This is a genomic window from Pseudomonas sp. Arb-4-2C, from assembly GCF_055755015.1.
In genome coordinates this window covers 3,416,549-3,442,695 of the sequence record NZ_CM146899.1, presented here as the reverse complement: position 1 = coordinate 3,442,695, position 26,147 = coordinate 3,416,549, and the positions used below count along the sequence as shown (strand labels likewise).

At 59.9% G+C, this 26,147-nt stretch carries 24 protein-coding genes; 11 read left to right on the top strand and 13 right to left on the bottom strand.

Annotation, left to right across the window (positions count from 1 at the left end):
• Positions 1 to 3: 3 nt before the first annotated feature.
• Together AC0J41_RS15320 and AC0J41_RS15315 are read right to left on the bottom strand one after the other, a co-directional pair.
• Positions 4 to 1,146 (bottom strand): ABC transporter ATP-binding protein, encoded by a 1,143-nt coding sequence (locus tag AC0J41_RS15320; protein WP_025111313.1) that lies wholly within the window; start codon positions 1,144 to 1,146, stop codon positions 4 to 6.
• Positions 1,147 to 1,517: 371 nt separating this feature from the next.
• Positions 1,518 to 2,279 carry a gamma-glutamyl-gamma-aminobutyrate hydrolase family protein gene (locus AC0J41_RS15315; RefSeq protein WP_025111314.1) on the bottom strand — a complete coding sequence of 254 codons (762 nt, stop codon included), beginning with the start codon at positions 2,277 to 2,279 and terminating at the stop codon, positions 1,518 to 1,520.
• A gap of 282 nt (positions 2,280 to 2,561) precedes the next feature.
• Between AC0J41_RS15315 and AC0J41_RS15310 the strand changes: the two genes are divergently transcribed.
• The 4 genes from AC0J41_RS15310 to AC0J41_RS15295 all read left to right on the top strand — a co-directional run bounded on the left by AC0J41_RS15310 (position 2,562) and on the right by AC0J41_RS15295 (position 7,914).
• Entirely contained in the window at positions 2,562 to 3,938 is a 1,377-nt protein-coding gene (locus tag AC0J41_RS15310) for a glutamine synthetase family protein (RefSeq protein WP_025111315.1), read from the top strand.
• A 183-nt stretch (positions 3,939 to 4,121) separates the two neighbouring features.
• Positions 4,122 to 5,612 carry an aldehyde dehydrogenase gene (locus tag AC0J41_RS15305; protein WP_473012911.1) on the top strand — a complete coding sequence of 497 codons (1,491 nt, stop codon included), beginning with the start codon at positions 4,122 to 4,124 and terminating at the stop codon, positions 5,610 to 5,612.
• A 51-nt stretch (positions 5,613 to 5,663) separates the two neighbouring features.
• Positions 5,664 to 6,947 carry an NAD(P)/FAD-dependent oxidoreductase gene (locus AC0J41_RS15300; protein WP_025111317.1) on the top strand — a complete coding sequence of 428 codons (1,284 nt, stop codon included), beginning with the start codon at positions 5,664 to 5,666 and terminating at the stop codon, positions 6,945 to 6,947.
• Positions 6,948 to 7,365: 418 nt separating this feature from the next.
• A complete protein-coding gene (locus AC0J41_RS15295) occupies positions 7,366 to 7,914 on the top strand; it encodes a cupin domain-containing protein (protein WP_007950154.1) in 549 nt (182 codons plus the stop codon).
• 1,074 nt (positions 7,915 to 8,988) lie between these two features.
• Here AC0J41_RS15295 and AC0J41_RS15290 read toward each other — a convergent pair.
• Positions 8,989 to 9,756 carry a DUF4225 domain-containing protein gene (locus AC0J41_RS15290; protein ID WP_473012910.1) on the bottom strand — a complete coding sequence of 256 codons (768 nt, stop codon included), beginning with the start codon at positions 9,754 to 9,756 and terminating at the stop codon, positions 8,989 to 8,991.
• Complete coding sequence (locus tag AC0J41_RS15285) at positions 9,749 to 10,249, bottom strand: Hcp family type VI secretion system effector (RefSeq protein WP_473012909.1); 501 nt, start codon at positions 10,247 to 10,249, stop codon at positions 9,749 to 9,751. The genes AC0J41_RS15290 and AC0J41_RS15285 overlap by 8 nt, the downstream gene beginning before the upstream one ends.
• Positions 10,250 to 10,715: 466 nt before the next feature.
• Here AC0J41_RS15285 and AC0J41_RS15280 point away from each other — a divergent pair, with 466 nt between their 5' ends.
• The 3 genes from AC0J41_RS15280 to AC0J41_RS15270 are packed head-to-tail and all read left to right on the top strand — an operon-like array spanning position 10,716 to position 12,607.
• Positions 10,716 to 11,123, top strand: coding sequence for a hypothetical protein (locus AC0J41_RS15280; RefSeq protein ID WP_473012908.1), 408 nt, complete (start codon positions 10,716 to 10,718; stop codon positions 11,121 to 11,123).
• Positions 11,124 to 11,137: 14 nt separating this feature from the next.
• The gene (locus tag AC0J41_RS15275; protein WP_473012907.1) at positions 11,138 to 11,560 is read left to right on the top strand and encodes an HD domain-containing protein; all 423 of its coding nucleotides are present in this window, start codon (positions 11,138 to 11,140) and stop codon (positions 11,558 to 11,560) included.
• Between the two features lie 27 nt (positions 11,561 to 11,587).
• Positions 11,588 to 12,607, top strand: coding sequence for an AbrB family transcriptional regulator (locus AC0J41_RS15270; RefSeq protein ID WP_473012906.1), 1,020 nt, complete (start codon positions 11,588 to 11,590; stop codon positions 12,605 to 12,607).
• 47 nt (positions 12,608 to 12,654) lie between these two features.
• Here AC0J41_RS15270 and AC0J41_RS15265 read toward each other — a convergent pair whose 3' ends face one another.
• A complete protein-coding gene (locus AC0J41_RS15265) occupies positions 12,655 to 13,431 on the bottom strand; it encodes an NAD(P)H-dependent oxidoreductase (RefSeq protein ID WP_473012905.1) in 777 nt (258 codons plus the stop codon).
• An 84-nt stretch (positions 13,432 to 13,515) separates the two neighbouring features.
• Between AC0J41_RS15265 and AC0J41_RS15260 the strand changes: the two genes are divergently transcribed.
• Both AC0J41_RS15260 and AC0J41_RS15255 read left to right on the top strand, forming a co-directional pair.
• Positions 13,516 to 14,409: a LysR family transcriptional regulator gene (locus AC0J41_RS15260; protein WP_025111325.1), complete on the top strand. Its 894-nt coding sequence runs from the start codon at positions 13,516 to 13,518 to the stop codon at positions 14,407 to 14,409.
• A gap of 252 nt (positions 14,410 to 14,661) precedes the next feature.
• Complete coding sequence (locus tag AC0J41_RS15255) at positions 14,662 to 15,447, top strand: DeoR/GlpR family DNA-binding transcription regulator (protein WP_473012904.1); 786 nt, start codon at positions 14,662 to 14,664, stop codon at positions 15,445 to 15,447.
• A 460-nt stretch (positions 15,448 to 15,907) separates the two neighbouring features.
• Here the strand turns inward: AC0J41_RS15255 and AC0J41_RS15250 are convergent, their stop codons facing one another.
• From AC0J41_RS15250 to AC0J41_RS15215, 8 genes are all read right to left on the bottom strand, one after another.
• Positions 15,908 to 17,203, bottom strand: a complete 1,296-nt coding sequence (locus AC0J41_RS15250; RefSeq protein ID WP_473012903.1) for an NAD(P)/FAD-dependent oxidoreductase — start codon at positions 17,201 to 17,203, stop codon at positions 15,908 to 15,910.
• A 151-nt stretch (positions 17,204 to 17,354) separates the two neighbouring features.
• On the bottom strand, positions 17,355 to 18,719 hold the full coding sequence (locus AC0J41_RS15245; protein ID WP_473012902.1) for a glutamine synthetase family protein: 1,365 nt from the start codon (positions 18,717 to 18,719) through the stop codon (positions 17,355 to 17,357).
• A 420-nt stretch (positions 18,720 to 19,139) separates the two neighbouring features.
• Positions 19,140 to 20,483: a chromate efflux transporter gene (gene chrA, locus AC0J41_RS15240; protein ID WP_473012901.1), complete on the bottom strand. Its 1,344-nt coding sequence runs from the start codon at positions 20,481 to 20,483 to the stop codon at positions 19,140 to 19,142.
• 238 nt (positions 20,484 to 20,721) lie between these two features.
• Positions 20,722 to 21,183 carry a molybdopterin synthase catalytic subunit MoaE gene (gene moaE, locus AC0J41_RS15235; protein ID WP_473012900.1) on the bottom strand — a complete coding sequence of 154 codons (462 nt, stop codon included), beginning with the start codon at positions 21,181 to 21,183 and terminating at the stop codon, positions 20,722 to 20,724.
• Between the two features lie 2 nt (positions 21,184 to 21,185).
• On the bottom strand, positions 21,186 to 21,437 hold the full coding sequence (locus AC0J41_RS15230; protein WP_025111331.1) for a MoaD/ThiS family protein: 252 nt from the start codon (positions 21,435 to 21,437) through the stop codon (positions 21,186 to 21,188).
• Complete coding sequence (gene moaC, locus AC0J41_RS15225; RefSeq protein ID WP_473012899.1) at positions 21,434 to 21,919, bottom strand: cyclic pyranopterin monophosphate synthase MoaC; 486 nt, start codon at positions 21,917 to 21,919, stop codon at positions 21,434 to 21,436. The genes AC0J41_RS15230 and moaC overlap by 4 nt, the downstream gene beginning before the upstream one ends.
• Positions 21,916 to 22,758 carry a formate dehydrogenase accessory sulfurtransferase FdhD gene (fdhD, locus tag AC0J41_RS15220; RefSeq protein ID WP_473012898.1) on the bottom strand — a complete coding sequence of 281 codons (843 nt, stop codon included), beginning with the start codon at positions 22,756 to 22,758 and terminating at the stop codon, positions 21,916 to 21,918. Before fdhD ends, moaC begins: the two co-directional genes overlap by 4 nt.
• A gap of 244 nt (positions 22,759 to 23,002) precedes the next feature.
• Entirely contained in the window at positions 23,003 to 23,902 is a 900-nt protein-coding gene (locus AC0J41_RS15215) for a LysR family transcriptional regulator (RefSeq protein WP_025111334.1), read from the bottom strand.
• Positions 23,903 to 24,187: 285 nt separating this feature from the next.
• On the opposite strand from AC0J41_RS15215, the gene moaB reads away from it, so the two are divergent.
• Together moaB and AC0J41_RS15205 are read left to right on the top strand one after the other, a co-directional pair.
• Entirely contained in the window at positions 24,188 to 24,727 is a 540-nt protein-coding gene (moaB, locus tag AC0J41_RS15210) for a molybdenum cofactor biosynthesis protein B (protein WP_473012897.1), read from the top strand.
• The gene (locus AC0J41_RS15205) at positions 24,724 to 25,929 is read left to right on the top strand and encodes a molybdopterin molybdotransferase MoeA (RefSeq protein ID WP_025111336.1); all 1,206 of its coding nucleotides are present in this window, start codon (positions 24,724 to 24,726) and stop codon (positions 25,927 to 25,929) included. The genes moaB and AC0J41_RS15205 overlap by 4 nt, the downstream gene beginning before the upstream one ends.
• Positions 25,930 to 26,147 lie beyond the last annotated feature (218 nt).

The window sequence follows — 26,147 nt, the reverse complement described above, 5'->3', positions numbered from 1 at the left end:
TTCTCATGAGCGCAGTACCACGCCGCTGTCGTCTTCCCACCACACGTAGACCTTGTCGTCCCAGGTCGGACGCGCGCCACGGCGTTCGGCGTTGGCCATGAACGACTGGACGATCTTGCCGCCAGGCAGCTCGACGTAGAACACCGAGTGGCCGCCGAGGTAGGCAATGTCATGCACCTTGCCTTCCGACCAGTTGTAACGGGTCTCTGGCTTGAGGGTGCTGACGAGCATTTTTTCCGGGCGGATCGCGTAGGTGATCGACTTGTCCTGCACCGAGGTGCTGACGCCGTGGCCGACGTAGATCTTCTGCTGCAAGTCCGGGCTGTGGATGATCGCGTGACCTTCAAGGTCTTCTACCACGGTGCCGTCGAAGGCGTTCACGTTGCCGATGAATTCGCAGACCATGCGGCTGACCGGTGCTTCATAGATGTCGACCGGGCTGCCGATTTGGGCGATCCAGCCCAGGTGCATGATCGCGATGCGCTCGGCCATGGTCATGGCCTCTTCCTGGTCGTGGGTCACCATCACGCAGGTCACGCCGACGCGCTCGATGATTTGCACCAGCTCAAGCTGCATCTGCGACCGCAGTTTTTTATCCAGCGCGCCCATCGGTTCGTCGAGCAGCAACAGCTTCGGACGTTTGGCCAGGGAGCGGGCGAGGGCGACGCGTTGACGCTGACCGCCGGACAACTGATGGGGTTTGCGCTTGGCGTATTGGGTCATGTGCACCAGGCGCAGCATCTCTTCGACGCGGGCGTCGATTTCGCTGGCCGGCAAACGGTCCTGCTTCAAACCGAAGGCAATGTTCTGTGCCACGGTCATGTGCGGGAACAGCGCGTACGACTGGAACATCATGTTGATCGGCCGTTCGTACGGCGGCATGTCGGTGATGTCCACGCCGTCGAGCAGAATCCGCCCTTCAGTCGGGCGCTCGAAACCGGCGAGCATGCGCAGCAGGGTCGATTTGCCCGAACCGGAGCCGCCCAGCAGCGCGAAGATCTCGCCCTGATGGATCTCCAGGGACACATCGTCCACAGCGGTGGTTTCGTCGAACTTCTTGGTGACACGGTCGACTTTCACCAGAACCTTTTTCGGTTGCTGGTGGCCTTCAAGTGCCTTCCTGTAAGTGCTGGAGGCGTTTGCCATGTGAAACTCCCAACAGGTTTCGTTCGCCGGGCCAACGTGGCCTGGCTTAAAAGTGGATTGCAGAGCGATATGCGCATTTCCTGTCGGATCACATCCCCTGTGGGAGCGGGCTTGCTCGCGAATGCGGCGTGTCAGTCGACGTCGTTGTTGTCTGACATTCCGCTTTCGCGAGCAAGCCCGCTCCCACAGGGTTTTGCGTTGTCCTGACGGGCACTGCTCATACCGATCCGGCTTGGTCGGCGCCGCCGTCCTGGCTGCCTGGGTCGTACTTGTTGTTATTACGGTTTGTTGTTTTCACGGATGACGGATGCGCACACGCACAGCCGCCGACCCCGTGGGGGCAGTAAACAGTGATGAAATCCTGGGGGGGGTCAGCGCTTGTTGCGCCGCGCCGCACGTTGCCGGCAAGCCTCGCCGAACGCCTGGAAAATCTTCAGGTAGTTCGGGTTGTCCAGCACTTGCCATTCAGGGTGCCATTGCACGCCGAGGGCGAAGGTCGGGCTGTGCTCGACCGAGATCGCCTCGATCAGGCCATCCGGCGCCACAGCTTCGGCGCGTAGGCCGGGAGCGAGGCGGTCGATGCCCTGACTGTGAATCGAGTTGACCTGAAACTCGCCCGGCAACTCCAGCGCTTCGAACACCCCACCGGCCAGCACCGTGACGGCATGCGCCGGTGCGTATTGCACGGCCACGTCCGGGCTGTCGGCTTCGCGGTGATCGAGCATGCCCGGCAGCTCGTGGACCTTCTGGTGCAGGCTGCCGCCGAAGGCCACGTTCATTTCCTGGAAGCCACGGCAGATGCCGAGCACCGGAACGCCCGCTGCGATGGCTGCACGTAATAAAGGAAGGGTGGTGGCGTCCCGCGCCGGATCGTGATCCGTACCGGGGGCGCTGGCCGGGCCTTGATAGTGGAAGGGTTCCACATTCGACGGCGAGCCGGTCAGCAACAGACCGTCGAGTTGACCGAGCAGGTCTTCGACTTCAGTCAGTTTGCCAAGGGAAGGAATGACCACCGGCAACCCCAGCGCCGCGACGCTGACAGCGCGAACGTATTTGTCGCCGCTGATGTGATAGGGGTGCAGGCCAATCTGTTTGACGCACGCAGTAACGCCGATCAATGGCTTGAATGCCATTTTTATTCACCTCGAAGTTTGACACTTGAACGAGCTTTTCCGGAGCTTAGCCTCGTTGATTTTAATTAACAACTGCCATGTAAAAAATTCTAAACGCCGTTCATCAAATCTTCATGGTTCTCGGGCATCTGGCGCCAGTGTTGGCACGTGAGTGTTAAAAAAAGCCCGAAAAATAAACCCTGAGCGGTCATCTGTTCGCTATTGACTTCACTTTGCCGTTCGGGTTGACTGGCTCCGTGAAAGAGCAGTGAACATAATAATTAACAGCTAAATAGGTGCATCATGTCGGTCCCTCTGCGTGCCGTTCAACTCAACGAAGCAAACGCATTCCTTAAGAAACATCCTGAGGTTTTGTACGTCGACCTTCTGATTGCAGACATGAACGGTGTGGTGCGCGGCAAGCGCATCGAGCGCACCAGTCTTCACAAGGTTTACGAGAAAGGCATCAACCTGCCGGCCTCGCTCTTCGCTCTCGACATCAATGGCTCCACGGTGGAAAGCACCGGCTTGGGTCTGGACATCGGCGACGCTGACCGCATCTGCTACCCGATCCCGGGCACCCTGAGCATCGAGCCGTGGCAGAAGCGTCCTACCGCGCAACTGTTGATGACCATGCACGAGATCGAAGGCGAGCCGTTCTTCGCCGACCCGCGTGAAGTGCTGGCCAACGTCGTGCGCAAGTTCGACGAACTGGGCCTGACCATCTGCGCCGCGTTCGAACTCGAGTTCTACCTGATCGACCAGGACAACGTGAACGGCCGTCCGCAGTCGCCACGTTCGCCAGTGTCCGGCAAGCGTCCGGTGTCGACTCAGGTGTACCTGATCGACGATCTCGATGAATACGTCGACTGCCTGCAAGACATCCTCGAAGGCGCGAAAGAGCAGGGCATCCCGGCTGACGCCATCGTCAAGGAAAGCGCCCCGGCGCAGTTCGAAGTCAACCTGCATCACGTCTCCGACCCGATAAAGGCCTGCGACTACGCGGTCCTGCTCAAGCGTCTGGTGAAGAACATCGCCTACGACCACGAGATGGACACCACCTTCATGGCCAAGCCGTATCCGGGCCAGGCGGGCAACGGTCTGCACGTGCACATTTCGATCCTGGACAAAGAGGGCAACAACATCTTCGCCAGCGAGGATCCCGAGCAGAACGCCGCGCTGCGACACGCGATCGGCGGTGTGCTGGAGACCCTGCCTGCGCAAATGGCCTTCCTCTGCCCGAACGTCAACTCGTACCGCCGCTTCGGCGCGCAGTTCTACGTGCCGAACTCGCCGAGCTGGGGCATCGACAACCGCACCGTGGCGGTACGTGTACCGACCGGTTCGGCCGACGCTGTGCGCATCGAGCACCGCGTGGCGGGTGCCGATGCCAACCCGTACCTGCTGATGGCCTCGGTGCTGGCCGGTATTCACCACGGCCTGACCAATCAGATCGAGCCGGGCGCGCCGGTTGAAGGCAACAGCTACGAGCAGAACGAACAGAGCCTGCCGAACAACCTGCGCGACGCATTGCGCGAGCTGGACGACAGCGAAGTCATGGCCCGCTACATCGACCCGATGTACATCGACGTGTTCGTCGCGTGCAAGGAAAGCGAGCTGGCCGAGTTCGAAAACTCGATCTCTGACCTTGAGTACAACTGGTATCTGCATACGGTCTGATTCGCAGACCAACACCGACCCCCTGTGGGAGCGGGCTTGCTCGCGAAAGCGATGTGTCTCGCAGTGAAGATGCTGGACGTACCGACGCCTTCGCGAGCAAGCCCGCTCCCACAGGGGATTCGGTTACCAAATTTGATTGACGGGTGTTCGCCCGTCATCCACTCCCCTTGTCGAGCCACAACAATGACAACGACCCGCAACGACTGGGAACAACGCTTCCAGTCCCTGACCATCGAATCCCGCGCGTTCATCAACGGTGAATATCGCCCGGCGATCAGCGGCGCCACTTTCGAATGCCTGAGCCCCGTCGATGGCCGTTTCCTCGCCTCCGTGGCCAGCACCGATGAAGCCGACGCCAACCTCGCCGTCGACGTCGCACGTCAATCGTTCAACTCCGGCGTGTGGGCGCACAAGGCCCCGGCCGAGCGTAAACGTATCCTGATTCGTTTCGCTGATCTGATCCTGCAACACCAGGAAGAGCTGGCGCTGCTGGAAACCCTCGACATGGGTAAACCGATCAGCGACTCGATGAGCATCGACATCCCGGCGACCGCCAACGCGATCCGCTGGAGCGCTGAAGCCATCGACAAGATCTACGACGAAGTCGCCGCCACTCCGCACGATCAACTCGGCCTCGTCACCCGCGAGCCATCCGGCGTCGTGGCGGCCATCGTGCCGTGGAATTTTCCGCTGATCATGGCCAGCTGGAAGTTCGCGCCAGCCCTGGCAGCGGGTAACTCGTTCATCCTCAAGCCTTCGGAAAAATCGCCTCTGACCGCCATCCGCATCGCCCAGCTGGCGTTGGACGCGGGCATTCCGAAAGGCGTGTTCAACGTTCTGCCCGGTTTCGGTCACACCGTCGGCAAGGCGTTGGCGCTGCACATGGACGTCGACGTGCTGGCCTTCACCGGCTCCACGGCAATTGCCAAGCAACTGATGATTTATGCCGGCCAAAGCAACATGAAACGCGTCTGGCTCGAAGCAGGGGGCAAGAGTCCGAACGTGGTGTTTGCCGACGCACCGGACTTGCGCGCGGCAGCACAAGCGGCGGCCGGCGCCATTGCCTTCAACCAGGGCGAAGTGTGCACCGCCGGTTCACGCTTGCTGGTCGAGCGTTCGATCCGCGAGCAATTCATTCCGCTGCTGGTCGAAGCGCTGCAAGCGTGGAAGCCGGGGCATGCACTTGACCCGGCGACCACCGTCGGTGCCGTGGTCGATCAGCGCCAACTTGACAACGTGCTGCGCTACATCAGCATCGGCCGCGAGCAGGGCGCCGAGCTGATTGCCGGCGGCCAGCGGACCCTCGAAGAAACCGGCGGCCTCTACGTGCAACCGGCGTTGTTCGACGGCGTAACCAACGCCATGACCATCGCCCGCGAAGAAATCTTCGGCCCGGTGCTGTCGCTGATCACCTTTGACACCGTTGAAGAAGCGCTGCAGATCGCCAACGACAGCATCTTCGGCCTCGCCGCCGGCGTGTGGACCAGCAACCTGAGCAAGGCGCACACCTTCGCCCGTGGCCTGCGTGCCGGCAGCGTCTGGGTCAACCAGTACGACGGCGGCGACATGACCGCGCCGTTCGGTGGCTTCAAACAATCGGGCAACGGTCGCGACAAATCGCTGCATGCGTTCGACAAGTACACCGAGCTGAAAGCGACCTGGATCAAGCTCTGATTTTCTACAGCGGTGGTCGCTTCTGATGAGCGACCCTCGGAGAACAATAAAATGAAGCAACAACACGTCAACAGCTACTACGCCGCCACTCGTAACGAAGTCATCGACTTCCCGATTCTTGAAGAGTCGGTCGAGTGCGATGTCTGCATCATCGGCGCCGGCTACACCGGCCTGTCCTCGGCGCTGTTCCTGACTGAAGCCGGGTACAAAGTGACCGTGCTCGAAGCGGCGAAAGTCGGCTACGGCGCCAGCGGTCGCAACGGCGGTCAACTGGTCAACTCCTACAGCCGCGACGTCGATGTGATCGAAGAGCGCTACGGCGACAAGACCGCAGAAATCCTCGGCAGCATGATCTTTGAAGGCGCCGACATCATCCGCTCGCGGATCAAGGAATACGACATCAAATGCGACTACCGCCCGGGCGGCATTTTCGCAGCGATGAACAAGAAACAACTCAACGGCCTGGCCGAGCAGAAGCGCAGCTGGGAACGTTACGGCAACAAAAACCTGAAGATGCTCGACGCCGCTGACATTCGTCGCGAAGTCGGCTCCGACGCCTACGTTGGCGGCATGCTGGACATGCAAGGTGGCCACGTTCACCCACTGAACCTGGCCCTCGGTGAAGCCGCAGCCATCGTGCGTCTGGGCGGCAAGATCTACGAGCAATCCGCTGCCGTTGAAATCAAATACGGCGAGCCCAACGTCGTGCGTACCGCCAAAGGCCAGGTTCGCGCCAAGTACCTGCTGATCGCCGGCAACGCGTATCTGCCGCAAGGCCTGGACAACCGCGTGACCGCGAAAAGCATGCCGTGCGGCTCGCAGATCTGTGTCACTGAACCGCTGACCGAAAAGCAGGCGCGCAGCCTGATCACCAACAACTACTGCGTCGAAGACTGCAACTATCTGCTCGATTACTACCGTCTGACGGCCGACAACCGCCTGCTGTACGGCGGCGGCGTGGTGTACGGCGCGCGTGAACCGGACGACATCGAGCAACTGATCCGGCCGAAGATCCTCAAGACCTTCCCGCAGCTCAAGGACGTGAAAATCGACTACCGCTGGACCGGCAACTTCCTGCTGACCATGTCACGCATGCCGCAATTCGGCCGGATCGAGAAAAACGCCTACTACATGCAAGGCTACAGCGGCCACGGCGTCACCTGCTCGCACCTGGCCGGCAAACTGATCTCGGAAATGATCCGTGGCGACGCCGAACGCTTCGACGCCTTCGCCTCGTTACCGCACATGCCAATGATCGGCGGCCGCACCTTCTCCGCCCCATTGACCGCCCTCGGCGCCGTCTACTACTCGCTGCGCGACCGCTTCGGCATCTAAGTTACCTCCCCGGCGGCGGCCCCAAGACCCCGCCGGTTTTTTACCTGAGACACTAACGCTGCAAATGTGCGAGCTGGCCTGCCAGCGGTGGCGGCGCGTCAACCATCATCAATGGAGCTGGCACCCAGAGATCAAACTGTGGGAGCGGGCTTGCTCGCGAAGGGGCCATATCAGCCAACATCCCCGTCGCCTGACACACCGCTTTCGCGAGCAAGCCCGCTCCCACAGTTGCTGTATTACCAAGGCAAGAAGGACTTTTATCCCACCGTCCATCGAACCTGCTGAGCAACACCACCAAACGTGATTTAATAGCCGCCTTTCACGGTTCCGGGACACGGGAGCAACGTGATCCGCGCCCTCGGCGCGTCACCCGCCACCCACCCCCATCGCCCTTAAGTCGTTCTCACATAAGGCTGTCATGGATACGGGTTCTCGACTCAAACTAGTACGCGAAAGCTACAAACTCTCCCAGCGCGAGCTGGCCCGGCGTAGCGGCGTGACCAATGCCACCATCTCCCTGATCGAACAGAATCGCGTCAGTCCTTCCGTCAGCTCCCTGAAAAAGCTGCTCGAAGGCATCCCGATGTCCCTGGCCGACTTCTTCACCTTCGACCAACCCCCGCGCGAACACCAATACGTGTTCCGCGCCAACGAACAACCCGACCTCGGCCGCCACGGCCTGCGCCTGCTGCTCATCGGCGCCTCGGTCCCCAGCCGCCAGATGCGCCTGCTGCGCGAGCAATACGCGCCGGGCGCGAGCTCCGGCGAAGAGCCGATCGTGCATGCGGAAGGCGAGGAGTGTGGGCTGGTGACGCGTGGCACGGTGGAGTTGACCGTGGATGGATCGGTGAGTGTGTTGAATGCCGGGGATGGGTATTACTTTCCTACGACGTTGCCGCATAAATTTCGGAATATCGGGGCGGATGAGGCTGAGATTATTAGTGCGAATACGCCGGCTAACTTCTGATCGCTGTTTAGATTAGGCGTACGTTGTAAATAAATCCGACATCTTTTATTGGGTGTCGGTTTTTTTGTGGATGAAATGTTTGTAGGGTGTAGGGCTTTTATTTGTAGGAAAGCTCTGAGTTGGTGCGAGATGATGCGAGGTCAAGGATGTTATGGCTCTTCTGGTATGTGTACATTGCGTGGTAGTTGGTCGGAAGTAGTTTTTGATTGTCCGTAGAGCTTGATTTTTGGTGTTATAGCTATGTGAGGGGAGGCGGGCTGTGCAATTAAATGGTCTTCAGTGTTTTTTTCGTGTTTATTGTCTAATTCTTGCTTCTTCATTTTTCTGGAGTGTAATGGTCGTAAACTGTATTGGTCAGTTTATAGAGCTTGAGGGGGACTTGGTCTGGGTAGTGATTTTGGTTGTTTTTGTTCTATTTGCTTTGTATTGTTTTGCTTTTTCTGTTCCATCGCTTCGCAATATGCACGATGGGAAAATGTTCGAAGAAAAGCACTATAATTTACGATGGGTATTAATCGAAATGGTCTTTTTGTCTATGATATTGGCCATTGCTTTTGTTCCTTTTATGATGGGGTTCGATTTTTTTAATGGTGTTTCGTACTGGGTGATAGCGTTTTTTCTGTTCGTAGTATTTTTTGGTGTTTTTTGCTATTTAAGCTTTTTTCAGCGTTCATTTCACCCTCAACGATAAAGGTGTTATAGGGTTTTCTTAAGGTTGGTGAAGTAATGGCGTTAAGATTTGTGGCTCAAATAGCGTTTTTGTTTTTCTTGACTGTTGCTTTGAGTGGTATTGGTGCGGTAGTGCAGGTGAATTTTTTCAGTGGGATTTTTTCAGGGTTGAACAATGTAAAAGAAATTGTGTTCATTCTGGTTTTTGCATTGCTTCTGTACGTTAATTTTCGTTACTGCTTTCCTGATCAGGTGGCGGAGTTGCGGGGGCGAAATGTCCGGAATTGTCGTTACCCCGTATGGGTGAAACAATATATTCTCTTTAATTGCGCCTTATTTGTGGAGGAGGTTTTTTATTATATTATTAAGGATTTGGTTAGTTTGCCAGAAATTGTTTACGGGTCGTTAGGGGGTGTGGTGTTTTTTTCTGTTTATGCTTACATGATGTCTGGTGAGGACTTCAGGGTAAAATGGTAGTTTATTTTTTGTTCGAGAGTCCATCTCTTTGTCTATATTTTTGACTGTTATACTATCGATCAGTAGTTCGAGTGCCAAAGCCAGACTCCCCATTTGGTTGTAAGAGCGCTCATAATTAATCGGGTCATGATTGAATAACTGCGTTGAGCCTGGTTTTCGCACGTGTCGCAACATGCCAAGCCCAGAAAGAAGTAAATCTGCGCTGTAGTAGGCAGTGTTTCCTATATGTGTATCATTCACCGCGAATTGATAGAATTTACGAATGGGGCCTACTGTGCTTTGGGTTTCAGGGCCGTTGTAGATATTGACTACCCCTTCATGAATGTTATTGAATCCATGCGCCGAATAGAGTGCTCCTGCAAATATACCTTGCGGATTTTTGCTTGAGAATTGAATGACGCCAATTTGCAGTTGCATCACTCCCGCCGCAACACCTACGCCGTTTTGAGGGTAGAACGCTACTTTGTCCAGTAAGTCAGAGTGTTCCTCTCTGAGCTCCTTCAATCCTTGCTTGGCACTCATGACACCTTCATCCACCGCCCGAATAATCTCATTAGCGTAAGAAGAAACGATCTCGCTAAATCGAAGCTGGCTGAAACTGTCATACAACTGAGTCGCGCCAATCTGGCATCCGAATGCGACCAGCTCGGAAGCAGCCCGTGTGACGTCGTTGATGTCACACGAATCCTCATTCATCGTCATTTCCCCAACGGCTGAAGCCGCTTGTGCCCGCGTGGATATGGGTCCAACTGATTTCGCGGTAAGTGAATGAGACCAACTCCTGTGGCTGTGCGTCATTCAAATGGATGGCGTGGGGGACCTGAAGGTTGATGTGGGCGATTTTTGCGCCGGCTATGTGGATTTTGAAATATTTCTCTTGTGTACCCGCGGCGGAGGTTCGGTAGAAGAAGAGGGTGCAGTCCAGCACTTCGCGTTCGTGAAGTGCGGCGCAGAGGAGGGGGGAGGATTTGTCGATGTTCTTGGTGATCATGATCGGCAAGTGTTGGCCGCGGTCTGCGGTAACGCCGCTGTTATTGCCGGTGGTCATGTTGTGGGAGTAGGCCAGGACCATGATTTCATCGAGGTGCCCCAGTTGGCATTTGTTGCCGATTGAGTTTGTGTCGGAGCAGCCGGCGGAGATCAGTCCTTGTCGGTTTCCGGTAATGCTCATGTAACTGTGGTTGGCCATGGAAGCTCTGCTTTATTGAATGGATAACTCTCGTTTGAAGAGTAACCGTCCAACAAAGCCGGGGTGCTGAAGCGCCGAATCACCGATGATGACGTTCAGACGTTTCTTACAGGGTCAGCGGAAGTCAGGAGGTGAATGTTCTGAGGTGCCAACCACGTTATCGTCGGTTGGATGACCGAGCGCCTACAACGTTGGCACGTTGGCAATGTGTTGGTTATGAGGCGAGCGCGTCGAAACCTCGCTGCTCCTATCGCTAATTTAGTTAGCGACAGCCCCTCACCCCAAGTGGTGTTTTCCTACGAGCTTTTCAGACTCAAAAATCTGGGCGCTGAAAATACCTGTCCGACCACGCGGTCGGCTTTTTCATTTGTCAGCCCGCAGTACATCACTGAAGGTTTCGCCGAACGACACCACGACGTAGACTGCGAAACAAGTTGTAACGCCTGACCCATGGATGGAACCGCGCATGATCGAAATCGGCAGCCGCAACAACGCCCCCACGCCGCAGCACCCCACTCAAGACATCTACATTTTCAGCATCGACCCGTCCCGATCGGCGACGCCGTTTTGCTTCGAGCAATCGATTGGCGGCGGGCACGCCAATCAGGGCGGTGCGCGGTGGTTGGCGCTGGATGAATTGGACGCCTGGCCCGGCGAGTGGCGTGAGCATCTGCAAAAAGCCGATTGTGCGTGGGTCGCAGAGCTGATTGATGCGAATAACAGTGCAGATCAGGCGACACTGGTGGCGTTGATTCTGCAAAAACATTCCGAATCCCCCATATCGCCCACACCCGCCAAACCGCTCAGCCGATGGCAGGCGATTGGCGCCTGGCTCAAGCGCAACATCCACGTTGGCGGCCGTTACGGCGTCTAACCCGAGGAAACCCCATGACCCAGACACTCGAACGCGCCATCGCCCTCGCTGCCACCGCGCATGCCGGGCAGGTGGACAAGGGCGGCGCGCCGTACATTCTGCATCCGCTGAAAGTCATGTTGCGCATGAGTTCGCTGGAAGAACGCATCGTCGCCGTGCTGCACGATGTGGTCGAGGATTGCAGTATCAGCCTCGATGACTTGCGCAAGGAAGGTTTCAGCGAAGAGGTGCTGACGGCGATTGAGTCAGTGACCAAGGTGCCGGGCGAGTCCTACGAGGATTTCGTCGAGCGCGCGGCGCAGAACCCGATTGGCCGGGTGGTGAAACTGGCGGATCTGGAAGAGAACAGCGACCTGTCGCGGATTGCCTCGCCCAGTTGGGAGGATCTGGAGCGGGTCGAGAAGTATCGGCGGGCGATCGGACGGTTGCGCACTTAATTCAGTTGAATAGCCAGGAAGGCGAATATGAAATCGATTCTGTGTTTGTTGATCGCTGCCTCCGTTGGCGCTGCGTTGCAGGTCAGCGGTGTTCCTCATGGCCTGTTGCTGGGGGCGATTCTCGTCACCGCGCTGGTCACCACGCGAACCGGTTTCGCCCCCGCAACCCCTTATGGATTGGGCTACATCCAGGTCACGCTAGGCATCGCCACCGGGTTGATGTTCGAGGCGTGGGACAGTGCGACGGCTTCGGCCATGTTGCCCAGCCTCGGCGTTTTGCTGATATGCCTGGCTGTACAGATCGCGCTCGCTGGATGGTGGCTGACCCGCGGCGCGGGGTGGAATCGCACCGACGCGCTGCTGGCGGTGTACCCCGGCGCACTGGCGGCAGTGTTCGATTTGCTGGAGTCGGAAAAGGCCTCGAGCAAGGTCATCATCGTGCACCTGATGCGGCTGCTGTTGATCACGGTGTTGGTGAGTTTTTTGATTCCCGGGCAGGCTTCGGTGGCGGTGGTTGAAAGCGATCCGTTGAGCACGGGCATGGCGTTGACGGTGCTGGCGCTGATTGGCTTGAGCATCGTCATCGGGCGATTGCTGCTGGTGATCGGCGTGCCGGCGCCGTTCATGCTGACGGCGATTCTGCTCACTGCGGTGTTTGTGAAGTCGGGATGGTTGCACGGCTTCCACATGCCGGACTGGAGCCTGAACCTGGCGGCGCTGATTCTCGGCGCGCGGATCGGTTCACGCTTTCAGGGGCTGGGCGTCGCGGAGTTGGGGCGGCATGGGCGCACCGCGCTGGTGTCGGTCGGTTTGATGATCGTGGTCGCGGCGGCATTCGCCGAAGTCGCGGCGCGCTGGCTGGGCAGTGATCCGCTGTCGTTGTGGCTGGCGTACATGCCGGGGGCGATCGAGACGATTGCGATTGTCGCGTTTGCCGGTGGCTTGAATGTGGTGTTCATCCTCACTCACCACCTGGCGCGGATGGTGCTGCTGCACTTCGCGCCGGCGTTGCTGGTGCAGGTGCGACGGGCGCGGGAAGAAAGCTGAAAGTACCTTTGTGCTGAGGGGGTTCATCCCCTCAGCACAGGGTTGGATCAGCGGATATGCGCGTCGAACCCTTCCATCCCCGGTGCGATCCCATCCTTCAGCGTCAACGCCGGAATCTCGTAATCCCCGCCATTCTGCTGCCGATAAGCAATCGGCCGCGTACTCCACAATTCATCCAGTCGCGTGCCCAGTTCCTTGCAAGTCGCGGCAAATGTCGCCTCGTCCATTCGACCGACGCGATAGGCCACGAACGGCGGCACCACCTCGAAACCGGGGTAGTAGAGGACGCCGTGATTGATCGGAAACAGCACGTCATCAATCGGGCCGTTGATCCCGCGCGGGCTGTAGTGCGAGTCCCAGCCGCCGGTGGTGACCATCAGCATCGCCCGTTTGCCCTTCATCTTGCCTTCGCCATAGCGCTCGCCCCAACGCGAATCGGAGTGTTCGCCAACGCCGTAGGCAAAACCGCAGGCGTACACGCGCTCGACCCAGCCCTTGAGGATTGCCGGCATGGAAAACCACCACAGCGGAAATTGCAGGATCAGTGCGTCGGCCCAGAGCAGTTTTGCTTGCTCGGCGGCGATATCGGCGGCCTGAGTGCCTTGGGCGTAGGCGAGTTTCGAGTCCCGTGAGGTGTTGAAGGGGCGGCTGGTGTCGCGTTCCGGGGCGTCGTCGGCGTCGAGGTTGGTCTTCCAGTTCATCGCATAGAGGTCGGAGACCTGCACGGTGTGACCGGCGGCTTGCAGGCGCTGGACGGTGAAGTCCTTGAGCGAGCCGTTGAGTGAGGTGGGTTCAGGGTGGGCGTAGACCAGTAGCACATTCATGTTGCAGCTCCTTGGTTGAATGCAGGCAGGATCAATCCTTGATCGGTATATTGGAAATGAATGTCTGATATGTCAGGTATAGCCATGAATAATTTACGACGTCTGGACATAAACTTGCTGTTGACCCTAGACGTGTTATTGGCAGAACACAACGTAACCCGCGCCGCAGAGCGGTTGAACCTGTCGCAGCCGTCGGTGAGCGTGCACCTGGCCAAGCTGCGCGACATCTTTGCCGATCCGCTGTTGCTGCCCGGACCACGGGGCATGCGCCCCACCGCGCGGGCCGATGAATTGCGCGAGCCGTTGCGCGAGGCGCTGCAAGCACTGGAACGGGCAGTGGCGCCGGCCAGCGCCTTTGATCCGGCGCAGGCCAGCCAGACCTGGAAAGTCGCGGCGACCGATTACGGTGAATCGACGGTGGTGCTGCCGGCCCTCAGCGGTTTGCGCACTCAGGCGCCGGGTACGCGTCTGGCGGTGCTCGATCTGATGCCGGCGCAGTTGGTGAAGCAGGCGGAGCAGGGGGTGTTCGACCTGGCGTTGCACATCACCGAAGACGCGCCGCTGGATCTGCATCAGCGGGTGCTGTTCACCGAGCACTACGTATTGGCCGGTCGCGTCGGCCATCCGCGCCTGAAGCGCAAGCCGAACCGCGAACAGTTCTGCGCACTGGAACACGTGATGGTGTCACGGGAGGGCGGGGGCTTTTTCGGGGTGACCGACAAGGCGCTGGCCGAGGTCGGTCTGGCGCGCAACGTGGTGCTGTCGGTGCCGCACTTTCTGATGGTGATGTCGGTGCTGACCAGCACCGATCTGGTGGCGATGCTGCCGTCACGGCTGGTGCGCGGTAACCCGGCGTTGCAGGTGGTCGACGCGCCGCTGCAGGTGCCGGGCTACGAAATGGCGATGTTCTGGGGCGAACGCTCGCACCGCGACCCGGCGCACAAATGGTTGCGTGAACATCTGGCGGCGTCGGTATAGCGCGTCAGGCGTGGCCCAGGGCTATCGCAAAAGACACGACGATCATGCACGCAAACGCAAAATTGAGATTCATCAGCTATTCATCCTGAGCCTTTTTAAAGTGAGGCCATTCTGAACAGGCGTCAGGCAAAGAAAAAATTCGGCTTGTTGATTCCAATGATCGAAACAATTGATACCGGCCGGTTTGTGTTTGCCCGAGGCTTTCGCTAGTCTCGGAAAAACCTGCAACTACAAGCATAAACAGGCACAACCATGCGCGATCATTCGATCACCGAACTGCCGTCCCTGCGCCGGCAGAAAATTCTCCTGATCCTCGAACGTGACGGCAAGGTCATGGCTTCGGAGTTGAGCCAGCACTTCGCCGTGTCCGAAGACACCATCCGCCGCGACCTTGCCGAACTGGATCACGCCGGCTTGGTGCAACGCGTACACGGCGGGGCGCTGCCGCGACCCAAGGACACCGGTAAGGATTACTTCACCCGGCTGGAGGAAAGCGACGAGGTGAAGGTGCGCCTGGCGCAGCGAGCGGCGCAAGAGGTCGAGGACGGGCAGATTGTGTTGTTTGATTCCGGCTCGACCACGTTGCAGGTGGCGCGCTCGTTGCGTGCGGATATCCAGATCACGGCCGTGACGGCGGCGCCGATGACGGCGGTTGCCTTGTCCGAATACAGGGGCGTGAAGGTGATTCTGGCCGGCGGGCAACTGAACCCGCGCACAATGTCGGCCGGCGGGCATGAGGCGGTGCGGATGCTGGCCGCGATCAAGGCGGATCTGGCGTTTACCGGGGGCTGCGCGATTCACCCGGAGGTGGGCATTACCTCGCTGCACTTCGATGAAGTGCCGGTCAAACAGGCGCTGCTCGACAGTGCCGCACGGGTGATTGCGGTGACCACGGCGGACAAGCTTGGGGCGGTGGAGCCGTTTGTGGTGGCATCGTGTACGCGGCTGCATACGCTGATTACCGAGCGGCATGTAGCGTCGGGCAGTGTCGAGGATTATCGGCGGTTGGGGATTGTGGTGGAGCAGTTGCCGGACTGAGCTTTTGTGCTGAGGCTTATGGCGTCTTCGCGAGCAGGCTCGCTCCCACGTTTGGAATGCATTCGAATGTGGGAGCAGTTGTCTGGTTGAGATGTGTATTGCGGCTGCTGGCGTCTTCGCGAGCAAGCCCGCTCCCACATTTGGAATGCATTCGAATGTGGGAGCAGTTGTCGGGTTGAGATTTGTATTGGGGCTGCTGGCGTCTTCGCGAGCAGGCTCGCTCCCACGTTTGGAATGCATTCGAATGTGGGAGCAGTTGTCGGGTTGAGATTTGTATTGGGGCTGCTGGCGTCTTCGCGAGCAGGCTCGCTCCCACGTTTGGAATGGATTCGAATGTGGGAGCAGTTGTCGGGTTGAGATTTGTATTGGGGCTGCTGGTGTCTTCGCGAGCAGGCTCGCTCCCACGTTTGGAATGGATTCGAATGTGGGAGCGGGCTTGCTCGCGAAGGGGGCAGTCCAGTCAGCGCAGTTTTTCGAGCATCTGGTAATACCACATCCCCGCCGCCAGCAACGGGTTGCCCAGCAAATCCCCCATCGGCACGCGAATGTGTTGGCATGCAGCAAACGTGTCGAACTGCTCCATCTGCCCGGTGATCGCCCGGCTCATGATTTCGCCCATGATGTGGGTGGTGGCGATGCCGTGTCCCGAGTAGCCCTGGCAATACCAGACATTGTCCGAGAGCTTGCCCAGTTGCGGGATACGGTTGATCACGATGCCCATCGCGCAGCTCCACTGGTAGTCGATCTGCACCCCTTTGAGCGCCGGGAAGGTCTGCTCGATGCACGGGCGCAGCTCGGCGGCGATGTCCCGCGAATCCTTGCCGCTGTAGTTGGCACCGCCGCCGAACAGCAGACGGCCATCGGCGGTAAGGCGGTAGTAATCGAGGACGAAGCGGCAGTCGTACACCGCCAGGTCTTCAGGGTTGATCTGCCGCGCCAGATCACCCAGCGGCGCGGTGGTGACGATGCCGCCCATGGCCGGGAATATCTTGCCCTTGAGCTGGCCCGGTTCAAGCTTGTGATAGACGTCACCGGCGAGCATCACTTGATTGGCATCGATCTGGCCGTGAGCGGTGCGCACGCCCGGGCTTTTGTGAGGAGCCGTGCCGTGAATGATCTCCAGCACTTCACTGTTTTCAAAGATCAGTGCCCCCAGACTTTCCGCCGCCCGCGCCTCGCCAATGCACAGGTTGAGCGGGTGCAGGTGCATGTTGCGGGTGTTCTTGATTGCGCCGTGATAGAGGTCGCTTTGCAGCAGATCACGCACCTGACTGCGGTCGAGCAGGCTGACCTCGTCGGCCATTCCGCGGCGTACGGCTTCGTCGTAATCCTGGCGCAAACCGTCCATGTGGCTGGGCTTGTAGGCGGCGTGCAGATGGCCGTGCTTGAGGTCGCACTGAATGCCATATTTTTCGACCCGCTGCTGGATGATCTGGTGTCCACGCCAGCGCAGGTGCCAGATGAAATCGTCGACCTCATCGCCGAGTTTCGGGCGCATCTGTTTGCGCATCGCACCGTCGCCGGAAAGGCTGCCAGTGACTTGTCCGCCATTGCGCCCGGTGGCGCCCCAGCCGATCTTGTGGCTCTCGACGATAGCGACTTTCAGGCCCTTTTCGGCGAGTTCCACAGCGGTGGCAACGCCGGTGAAACCACCGCCGATGATCACCACATCAACCTGATGCCGGCCTTGCAGGGTCGGGTAGTCGGTGTCCTGGTTGAGGGTGGCGGTGTAGTAGGAATTGCAGCGTTCGGTCATGTCAGTGTCCACACAGAATTCGGAAATCGGAGTGCAATCCCCTGTGGGAGCGGGCTTGCTCGCGAAGGCGTCGTCACATTCAATATTTCAGTGACTGACCCACCGCATTCGCGAGCAAGCCCGCTCCCACAGGGGCGGATGGTGTGAGGCTTCAGGCTTCGGTCAGGTACCAGCGCCAGTCCTGCTCACCCACCTCGGCCATGAACTGCCGGTACTCCGCCCGTTTCACCGCCAGATACACCCCGAGAAATTCCTGCCCCAAGGCATCCCGCGCCCATGCGGAATTCTCCAGCGCCTGCAGCGAAGTCAGCCAGTCGGTTGGCAGCAATTCCTTGGCTTGCGCGTAGCCATTGCCCTCGACCGGCGCGCCCGGATCAAGGTTTTCGCGAATGCCGCGATGGATGCCGGCGAGGATCGCTGCCGCCGCCAGATACGGGTTGGCGTCGGCGCCGCAGATGCGGTGTTCGATGTGCCGGGTGTTGGCCGGGCCGCCGGGGACTCGCAGGCTGACGGTGCGGTTGTCGACGCCCCAGGTCGGTGCCAACGGCGCGTAGCTGTTGGCCTGGAAACGGCGGTACGAGTTGGCATTGGGGCAGAACAGCAGCAGCGAATCGAGCAGCGAGGCGAGCATGCCGCCAATCGCGGTACGCAGCAGCGGAGTGCCGGCCGGATCTTGTGAGGCGAACAGGTTGTGCCCCGCGCCATCGGCGAGGCTGACGTGCATGTGCATGCCGGTGCCGGCCAGATCATCGAACGGCTTGGCCATGAACGTCGCCTGCATGCCGTGCTTGTGCGCCACGGCTTTGACCAGACGTTTGTAGCGCACTGCCTGATCCATCGCCTGCAGCGCATCGCCGTGCTCAAGGGTGATTTCCACTTGGCCCGGGGCGTATTCCGAGATCGCCGTGCGCGCCGGAATACCGTGCAGTTTGCAGGCGCTGTAGAGGTCGGCGAGGAACGGTTCGATCTGTTCCAGTTCGCGCAAACCGTAGACCTGGGTGTGTCGCGGTCGGCCACCGTCGGCATCCAGCGCCGGTTGCGGACGCCCGTTGTTATCGCGTTTGGCATCGAGCAGGTAGAACTCCAGCTCGCAGGCCATGACCGGGTGATAACCCTCGGCCTTGAGGGCGTCGATCACCTTGATCAGCAAGTGACGCGGGTCGGCGATGCTCGCTGGCATGCCTTCGGTCGGGTGCATGCTGACCTGCACCGCAGCGGTCGGAATCTGCCGCCATGGCAGGCGCACCAGACTGCCTTCGAGCGGGTAGGCGCGGCAGTCGATGTCGCCGACGTCCCACACCAGACCTGAGTTTTCCACGTCCTCGCCCTGCACGGTCAGCCCGAGGATGGTGCTGGGTAACGGGCGACCACTTTCATACACCGCCAGCAGTTCTTCGCGGTGCAACAGCTTGCCGCGTGGCACGCCGTTGGCGTCGAGGATGAACAGCTCGATCATGTCGATGTCGGGGTTCTGTTCAAGGAACAGGCGTGCGTCTTCGATGGCTGCGAATTTCATGGTCAATCACTCACGATGGCGCCGCACAGGCGCGCAGATTCGGGCCGGACGCAGTTCGGCAATAGGCGCGGGCGTCCTGGCAGGGATATCAGGTAATAGAGGGCTGTCGCGGTTTATAACGGGCGCGATCAGACAGGCAGGGCGATATCCGGCGGGCGTGCGGAGTGACGCAGCTTGGAACGGCGCAGGGCCATGGGGAGATTGACGATGCGATTCATGCGCGGCCCCTGTGACAGAGGGCGCACACAGCGGAGACGTTCAACCTTTCCGGTTGTTGTGGTGACGTACTCATAACGCGTGTTTCCGTTGGCGGAAAACGTCGGTGGCGGGGCAGACCCGCCGACCGGTGTGCCCGGATAGTAAGGGGCAATCTGCGGGCGTGTAAACCGGTGATTGCGCCCTTGTACCGTTGGCCAACGTTCAGCGCAGCAAGTGCAAGCCCAGCCCGGCAAGGGCGCAAACGATCAACACTGCAATCACGCCGCGCTTGAAAATGAACAGCGCCAACGCGGCCAGCAACGCCAGCACAATCGAAAACACGTCCGCTTGCCCGGCAAAACCGGTCGGCCAGAACACGTGATAAGCGAAGAAGCACGCCAGGTTGAGAATCACCCCGACCACCGCAGCGGTGATGGCGGTCAACGGTGCAGTGAACTTGAGTGCGTTGTGGGTCGACTCCACCAGCGGCCCGCCGGCGAGGATGAACAGAAACGAGGGCAGGAAGGTGAACCAGGTCACCAGCGTCGCCGCCAGTGCACCCGCGGCGAACGCGTGTTCCGCGCCAAACGCCGGTTGCACGTAAGCGCCGATGAAACCGACAAACGCCACCACCATGATCAGCGGCCCGGGCGTGGTTTCGCCAAGCGCGAGGCCATCGATCATCTGTGTCGGCGTCAGCCAGCCATAATGCCCGACGGCGCCCTGATAGACATACGGCAACACCGCGTAAGCGCCGCCAAACGTCAGCAACGCGGCCTTGGTGAAAAACCAGCCCATTTGCGTGAACGTGCCGTCCCAGCCGAACAGCGCGGTCAGCAGCCCCATCGGCAAGCACCACAGCGCCGCGCCGACCAACAGCAAGCGCCACAGCTTCGGCAGGCTGAATCGCGCATGTTCGGGTGTCGGCGTGTCGTCATCGATCAACGCCGGGCCGAAGGATTTTCCACTGCTGCGTTGGCCGCCATTGTCGAAGCGTTGCGGCGCCAGTCGCCCGCCGACGTAACCGATCAGCGCCGCACCGAGCACGATCAGCGGGAACGGCAGATTGAAGGCAAAAATCGCCACGAACGACGCCCCGGCGATGGCCCACAGCCAACTGTTTTTGAGTGCTCGCGAGCCGATACGATGCGCCGCGTGCAACACAATGGCGGTCACCGCCGGTTTGATCCCGTAGAAGATCCCGGCCACCACCGGCACGTCGCCGAACGCGATGTATACCCACGACAGTGCAATCAGGATGAACAACGACGGCAATACGAACAGCGCCCCGGCGATCACCCCGCCCCAGGTGCGATGCAACAACCAGCCAATGTACGTCGCCAGTTGCTGGGCCTCGGGGCCGGGCAGCAACATGCAGTAGTTGAGCGCATGCAGGAACCGCCGCTCGGAGATCCAGCGCCGGCGTTCGACCAGTTCCTGATGCATGATCGCGATCTGCCCGGCCGGGCCGCCGAAACCGATGCAGCCGAGCTTGAGCCAGAAGCGCCAGGCCTGGCGCAGCGTGACGGGATCTGGGCGGGGCAGGTTGTTGGGCGCTGTGCTCAAACGAGACTCCGGAGTTTGATCCTGGCGGAGTTGCTATCTAATCAGACTTTCAACCCTCACCCCAGCCCTCTCCCTGAGGGAGAGGGGGCCGACCGAGGTGTCTGGCGTTATCCATCGACCTGAAGATTGAGTCGATTATGGATTCAGAGCCGATCTTTCGATTCGGTGAATTTCTTCAATATCCCCCAATCAGTCCCTCTCCCTCCGGGAGAGGGTTAGGGTGAGGGGCTCTTGATCTTCAGGCATGCGCCAGGCTCCAGCGCAGCGCCGCATTCTGGTCGCTCTCCCGCGCCTCGACCCAATGCGAACCCTGTGCCGTGCTCTCGCGCTTCCAGAACGGCGCACGAGTCTTGAGCACATCCATGATGAACGCGCAGGCCTCGAACGCCATGTGCCGGTGTTTGCTGCTGACGCCGACGAACACGATCGGCTCGCTGATCGCCAGTGCGCCGACCCGATGCACAATCTCCACGCCCTGTAGCGGCCAGCGCTCGCGTGCTTCCTCGGCGATCTGTTCGAGGGCCTTTTCGGTCATGCCCGGATAGTGTTCGAGGAACAACTCGCTCACGCTCTGGCCGATGTGCAGATCACGCACATACCCGATGAAATTCACCACCGCGCCCACCCGTGGATTGCGCGCATGCAGGTCGGCGGTCAACTGGCCGACATCGAAACTTTTGTACTGTACCCGTACCGTCATGTTCAGCCCCCGGTGACCGGTGGAAAAAACGCGATCTCGTCGAAGTCTTCGATGGCTGCGCTCGGTTGGCACAGCTCCTGATTCAACGCACACATCAGGTTGCCGGCACCGAGCACTTCGCGCCATTCCTCACCACGGGCCATGAGCATCTGCCGCACGTCCTCGATGCTGCGCAGATTGTCGGTCAGCGGGATTTTCTCGCCGCCCAGATTGAGGCGATCACGGTAGCTGGCGAAGTAGTTGATCAGGATCATTGCGCGTTCTCCCATTGAAAGTGCCCGGAGCGACCGCCCTGTTTGCTGAGCAGGCGGATGTCGCCGATGACCATCGCCCGGTCCACGGCCTTGCACATGTCGTAAATGGTCAGCGCCGCGACGCTGGCGGCGGTCAGGGCTTCGAGTTCGACCCCGGTCTGGCCGGTGAGGCGACAAGTGCTGGTGATCTGCACGCGGTCGGGTTCGCAGGCCTTGAGCTCGACGTGAATCGAACTGAGCAGCAGTGCGTGGCACAGCGGAATCAGCTCGTGGGTACGTTTGGCAGCTTGAATTGCGGCGATCCGCGCCACGGCGAAGACGTCGCCCTTGGGGTGGCCGTTGGCCTGGATCATCTGCAGCGTTTCCGGGCGCATCTGCACCCAGGCTTGTGCGGTGGCTTCGCGGCGGGTCGGCGCCTTGTCGCTGACGTTGACCATGTTGGCGCGACCCTGATCGTCGAGGTGGGTGAGGGTGTTGCTCATGGCGAAAGCTCCTGGATCGGGCTGTAGATTCGGGGGGCGTTGCGGTGCGGGACGTGGATCAGATTGAGCCGGTGCTTGAGCGCCCAGCGCACGGTCAACGCCGTGGGGGCGGACAGGCTGACGAGGGTGCCGAGGCGGGCGCGCACTGCTTTGTGGATCAGTTCCAGGCTGCACCGGCTGGTGACCACCACGAAGCCGTGGCGCGCATCGACTTCGGTGAGGTGCATCGCGCCGATCAGTTTGTCGAGGGCGTTGTGCCGGCCGATGTCTTCACGGCACAGCAGCGCTTCACCGCTGGCATCGAAGTACAGCGCCGCGTGCAGGGCGCCACTGCTGCGAGCCAGTTGTTGGGCTTGCTCGATGCGTTGGCGGATGCCGTCGAAATGCGCGGCCGGTGGCAGTGCGCAGGGTTGCAGGATGTCCAGTCGGGGCAGTGCCTGCTCCAGCGCTTCGACGCCACACAGGCCGCAACCGCTGGTGCCGGCCATCTGCCGACGATGATCTTTCAGTGCCCAGAAGGCACGGCTGCTGATCTGCACATCAGCCTGACAGGCCTGATCGAAATGGCTCAGGCGGATGTCGTAGATCTCGTTGACGCTGTCGATGATCGCGTTGCTCAGGCTGAAGCCGCGGATGAAATCTTCGAGGTTGCCGGGCGAGACCATCATCACCGCCTGGCTCAGGCCATTGAAGGTGATCGACAGGGCGATTTCCGAGGCCAGGGCGGCGTGCGAGAGCGAGGCGTCCGTGAGGTATTCGCGAAACGCGACCTGTGACGGTTGCGGCGCGGGGGCGTTGGCATCGCCCGGTTCGGCAGTTGGATCAACTTGGCACAGCATCTTGAAAGTCCCGAAGCGCTGAAGTGGGATCAGGCTACGGGGGTGTTAAAAATGCGTCCAATCGCTTGTTCCGATCTGGTGATTGGGTTGGTCGATCACCACGGTCCTATCCGGAATTTGTAGTGGCTGTGCTGGCCTCTTCGCGAGCAAGCCCGCTCCCACAGTTGAAATGCATTCCAGCTGTGGGAGCGGGCTTGCTCGCGAAGACGGCCTGACATCCAACATCAATGTCTGGACAGGTCACTCAAACAACCGGTGCTTCAACCCCGAACAGCTTGCGTGCCTCGGCAAAACACTTCTCGGCAATCGCCGACCGCGGTTCGGTCTTGCGCATCACCAGCCCCAGCGGCGCCAGCACACTGGCGTCCGGCAACTGCATGAACGACAAATGTTCGATCGGCTCTTCCAGCCCGCTGTCCAGCGGCATGATCGAGCAGCAGAAGCCCTGGTGAATCGCCTGCAACAGCTGATAGGTCGAATCGCTTTCCAGAATCGGCTGCGGATTGAGCCCGCGGCTGCGGAAACTCAGGTCGATGGATTTGCGGTAATGCATGCCGGTAGTGATCATCCCCAGCGGCAGTTCGGCGGCGTCTTCCCAGCTCATTTCCGAGCCTTCGAAATGGTAGTGACGATTGTCGTAAAGCAGCCCGACACGGGTTTCGCCGATCTCGAAAAACTCGAAGTAGTTCGGGTTGACGTGGTCCAGATAGCACACGCCCAGATCGAGCTGGTTGTTGCCCAGCCCCTCGATGATCTCGTTGGAACTGAGCGATGACAGACTGAATTTCAGCTCGGGGTAGGTCGCGGACAAACCCTGAATGTAATTGACCGGATTGAAGCTGCTCAGCGGCACCAGCCCCAGACGCAGGCTACCGACCAGTTGCCCGCGGCACGCCGCCGCTTCGGCGAACAGGCCGTCGTGGGCTGCCAGCAGCGTGCGCGCCCAGGCCAGCACCCGTTCGCCGGCCTGAGTGAAACCTTCAAAGCGCTGACCGCGATTGACCAGCACCAGATCCAGCTCATCTTCCAGATTACGCAGGCGCATCGACAGGGTCGGCTGGGTGATGTGGCAGCGGGCGGCGGCCTGGCCGAAGTGGCGGGTTTCGTCCAGTGCGATCAGGAACTTGAGTTGTTTAATGTCCACGATGGCACCTGCTCGTTGAGAAATTGGAATGAGTATTGACGCAGATGCGCGCAGCGCACGGAAAACGCGAGGCGAGACGATCTCACCTGACTGTGTTGGCGTCCAATCGGAAGAATTGAAAAGCCTATCGATCAGCTCTATCGCGCATGATTTCAAAGGCGTTGGTCGAGGTCAACGGGACCGATAGAGCGGGTCGATAATGTGGTTGGTTAGAGTGATTAGACAGTACTCATAAGTGGCACTTAGGCTGCTGGGCAATGTGATCAACTACTGCCGGAGAGTCCCATGAGCGCGAAAGCGGATGCCCTGTTTGTCCCCCTGAACATTGCCGTGCTGACGGTCAGCGATACCCGCGATTACGCCAGCGATACCTCCGGCCAGTTGCTGGTCAGTCGTCTGTTGGAGGCCGGCCATACCCTGAGTGAGCGCAATCTGCTCAAGGATGATCTGTACAAGATTCGCGCCCAGGTTGCTCAGTGGATTGCCGACGACAATATTCAGGTGGTGCTGATCACCGGCGGCACCGGGTTCACCGGTCGCGACAGCACACCGGAAGCAGTGGCCTGCTTGCTCGACAAACAGATTGATGGTTTCGGTGAGTTGTTCCGCGCGATTTCGATTCTCGACATCGGCACGTCTACCGTGCAAAGCCGAGCGCTGGCCGGACTGTCCAACGGCACGCTGGTGTGCTGCCTGCCGGGCTCGACCGGCGCCTGTCGTACCGCATGGGAGGGTATTCTCGCCGAGCAACTGGATAACCGTCATCGCCCGTGCAACTTCGTGCCACACCTCAAGGCAGTGCAAGCCTGCGGGCCGCGCGGATGAGCAAGGCACCCTTGATGCCGGTCGAGGACGCCCTCGACCAGTTGCTGGGCATGGCCGATGAGCAACGTCTGGCCGACAGCGAGTTGTTGTCGCTCGATGCTGCTCGCGCACGGGTACTGGCCAGTGATCTGGTAGCGACACTCGATCTGCCACCGTGGCCGAACAGTGCCATGGACGGTTACGCGCTCAATCTCGCCGACCTGCATCGCCAGCCGCTGAAAGTGTCGCAAAAGGTTTACGCGGGGCTGGCGCCGGACGCCCTGTTGCCTGGCACCTGCGCGCGGATTTTTACCGGTGCACCGCTGCCGCCCGGCGCCACCTGCGTCGAGATGCAGGAGAACGTCGAGGTGCTGGAGGACGGCCGCGTGCGTTTCTTGCAGCCGCTGAAGGCGGGGCAGAACATCCGCGCGCAAGGTCAGGAAAATCGCGTGGGTGACATCCTGCTGCGTGCCGGCAAACGCCTTGGGCCATTCGAACTGGCGGTCGCCGCCGGGCAAGGGCTGGCGCAACTGCACGTGGTGCGTCGCCCGCGCGTGGCACTGTTGTCGACCGGTGACGAACTGGTCGAACCGGGCCAGCCACTGCGCCCCGGCAGCATCTACAACAGCAATCGTGTGTTGCTCGGTCACTGGTTGCGTGAGCTGGGCTGCGAAGTGATCGACGCCGGAATACTCCCGGATCGCCCGGCCCAGACGCGGCTCAAGCTTGAGCAACTGCAAGTGGCGGCCGACCTGATCCTGACCACGGGCGGCGTGTCTGCCGGCGATGCCGATTGCCTCGGGCAGGTGCTGCGCGAGGATGGCAAACCGCTGCTGTGGAAACTGGCGATCAAGCCAGGCAAACCGTTGACCGTGGGGCATTTCGGCACGGTGCCGGTGATCGGCCTGCCGGGCAATCCGACCTCGGCACTGGTGACCTTCGGGCTGCTGGCGCGGCCGTATCTGCTGCGTATCCAGGGCGTGGAAGACGTCATGCCGCTGAGCTTTTCGGTGAATGCCGGATTCGACTGGCACAAGCCAGGCAGTCGTCGTGAATACCTGCGTGTACGGCTGGAGGCGGGGAATGCGGTGCTGTATCCGAATCAAAGCTCTGGCGTCCTGCTCGGTGCAACCTGGGCCGATGGCCTGGTGGAAGTGCCGGAAAACAGCACTCACAGCATTGGCGACCCGCTGCGCTTCATTCCCTTCAGCGAACTGTTCTGACCCCGACACCAATCAAACCTGTGGGAGCGAGCCTGCTCGCGAAAGCGGTGTGTTAGTCAGCATGTGCGGTGGCTGAGATGGCCTCTTCGCGAGCAAGCCCGCTCCCACCGTTTTAATCGGGTGGTGCCAGAATCACTGGCACAGCGCCGTCCCATGTGGGAGCGAGCCTGCTCGCGAAAGCGGTGTGTCAGTCAGCATATGCGGTGGCTGACATGGCC

What these genes read in the sequence shown, in the direction of transcription:
- AC0J41_RS15320 (WP_025111313.1), bottom strand. Translation starts at nt 1,146, where the DNA reads ATGGCAAACGCCTCCAGCACTTACAGGAAGGCACTTGAAGGCCACCAG.
- AC0J41_RS15315 (WP_025111314.1), bottom strand. Translation starts at nt 2,279, where the DNA reads ATGGCATTCAAGCCATTGATCGGCGTTACTGCGTGCGTCAAACAGATT.
- AC0J41_RS15310 (WP_025111315.1), top strand. Translation starts at nt 2,562, where the DNA reads ATGTCGGTCCCTCTGCGTGCCGTTCAACTCAACGAAGCAAACGCATTC.
- AC0J41_RS15305 (WP_473012911.1), top strand. Translation starts at nt 4,122, where the DNA reads ATGACAACGACCCGCAACGACTGGGAACAACGCTTCCAGTCCCTGACC.
- AC0J41_RS15300 (WP_025111317.1), top strand. Translation starts at nt 5,664, where the DNA reads ATGAAGCAACAACACGTCAACAGCTACTACGCCGCCACTCGTAACGAA.
- AC0J41_RS15295 (WP_007950154.1), top strand. Translation starts at nt 7,366, where the DNA reads ATGGATACGGGTTCTCGACTCAAACTAGTACGCGAAAGCTACAAACTC.
- AC0J41_RS15290 (WP_473012910.1), bottom strand. Translation starts at nt 9,756, where the DNA reads ATGAATGAGGATTCGTGTGACATCAACGACGTCACACGGGCTGCTTCC.
- AC0J41_RS15285 (WP_473012909.1), bottom strand. Translation starts at nt 10,249, where the DNA reads ATGGCCAACCACAGTTACATGAGCATTACCGGAAACCGACAAGGACTG.
- AC0J41_RS15280 (WP_473012908.1), top strand. Translation starts at nt 10,716, where the DNA reads ATGATCGAAATCGGCAGCCGCAACAACGCCCCCACGCCGCAGCACCCC.
- AC0J41_RS15275 (WP_473012907.1), top strand. Translation starts at nt 11,138, where the DNA reads ATGACCCAGACACTCGAACGCGCCATCGCCCTCGCTGCCACCGCGCAT.
- AC0J41_RS15270 (WP_473012906.1), top strand. Translation starts at nt 11,588, where the DNA reads ATGAAATCGATTCTGTGTTTGTTGATCGCTGCCTCCGTTGGCGCTGCG.
- AC0J41_RS15265 (WP_473012905.1), bottom strand. Translation starts at nt 13,431, where the DNA reads ATGAATGTGCTACTGGTCTACGCCCACCCTGAACCCACCTCACTCAAC.
- AC0J41_RS15260 (WP_025111325.1), top strand. Translation starts at nt 13,516, where the DNA reads ATGAATAATTTACGACGTCTGGACATAAACTTGCTGTTGACCCTAGAC.
- AC0J41_RS15255 (WP_473012904.1), top strand. Translation starts at nt 14,662, where the DNA reads ATGCGCGATCATTCGATCACCGAACTGCCGTCCCTGCGCCGGCAGAAA.
- AC0J41_RS15250 (WP_473012903.1), bottom strand. Translation starts at nt 17,203, where the DNA reads ATGACCGAACGCTGCAATTCCTACTACACCGCCACCCTCAACCAGGAC.
- AC0J41_RS15245 (WP_473012902.1), bottom strand. Translation starts at nt 18,719, where the DNA reads ATGAAATTCGCAGCCATCGAAGACGCACGCCTGTTCCTTGAACAGAAC.
- moaE (WP_473012900.1), bottom strand. Translation starts at nt 21,183, where the DNA reads ATGACGGTACGGGTACAGTACAAAAGTTTCGATGTCGGCCAGTTGACC.
- AC0J41_RS15230 (WP_025111331.1), bottom strand. Translation starts at nt 21,437, where the DNA reads ATGATCCTGATCAACTACTTCGCCAGCTACCGTGATCGCCTCAATCTG.
- moaC (WP_473012899.1), bottom strand. Translation starts at nt 21,919, where the DNA reads ATGAGCAACACCCTCACCCACCTCGACGATCAGGGTCGCGCCAACATG.
- fdhD (WP_473012898.1), bottom strand. Translation starts at nt 22,758, where the DNA reads ATGCTGTGCCAAGTTGATCCAACTGCCGAACCGGGCGATGCCAACGCC.
- moaB (WP_473012897.1), top strand. Translation starts at nt 24,188, where the DNA reads ATGAGCGCGAAAGCGGATGCCCTGTTTGTCCCCCTGAACATTGCCGTG.
- AC0J41_RS15205 (WP_025111336.1), top strand. Translation starts at nt 24,724, where the DNA reads ATGAGCAAGGCACCCTTGATGCCGGTCGAGGACGCCCTCGACCAGTTG.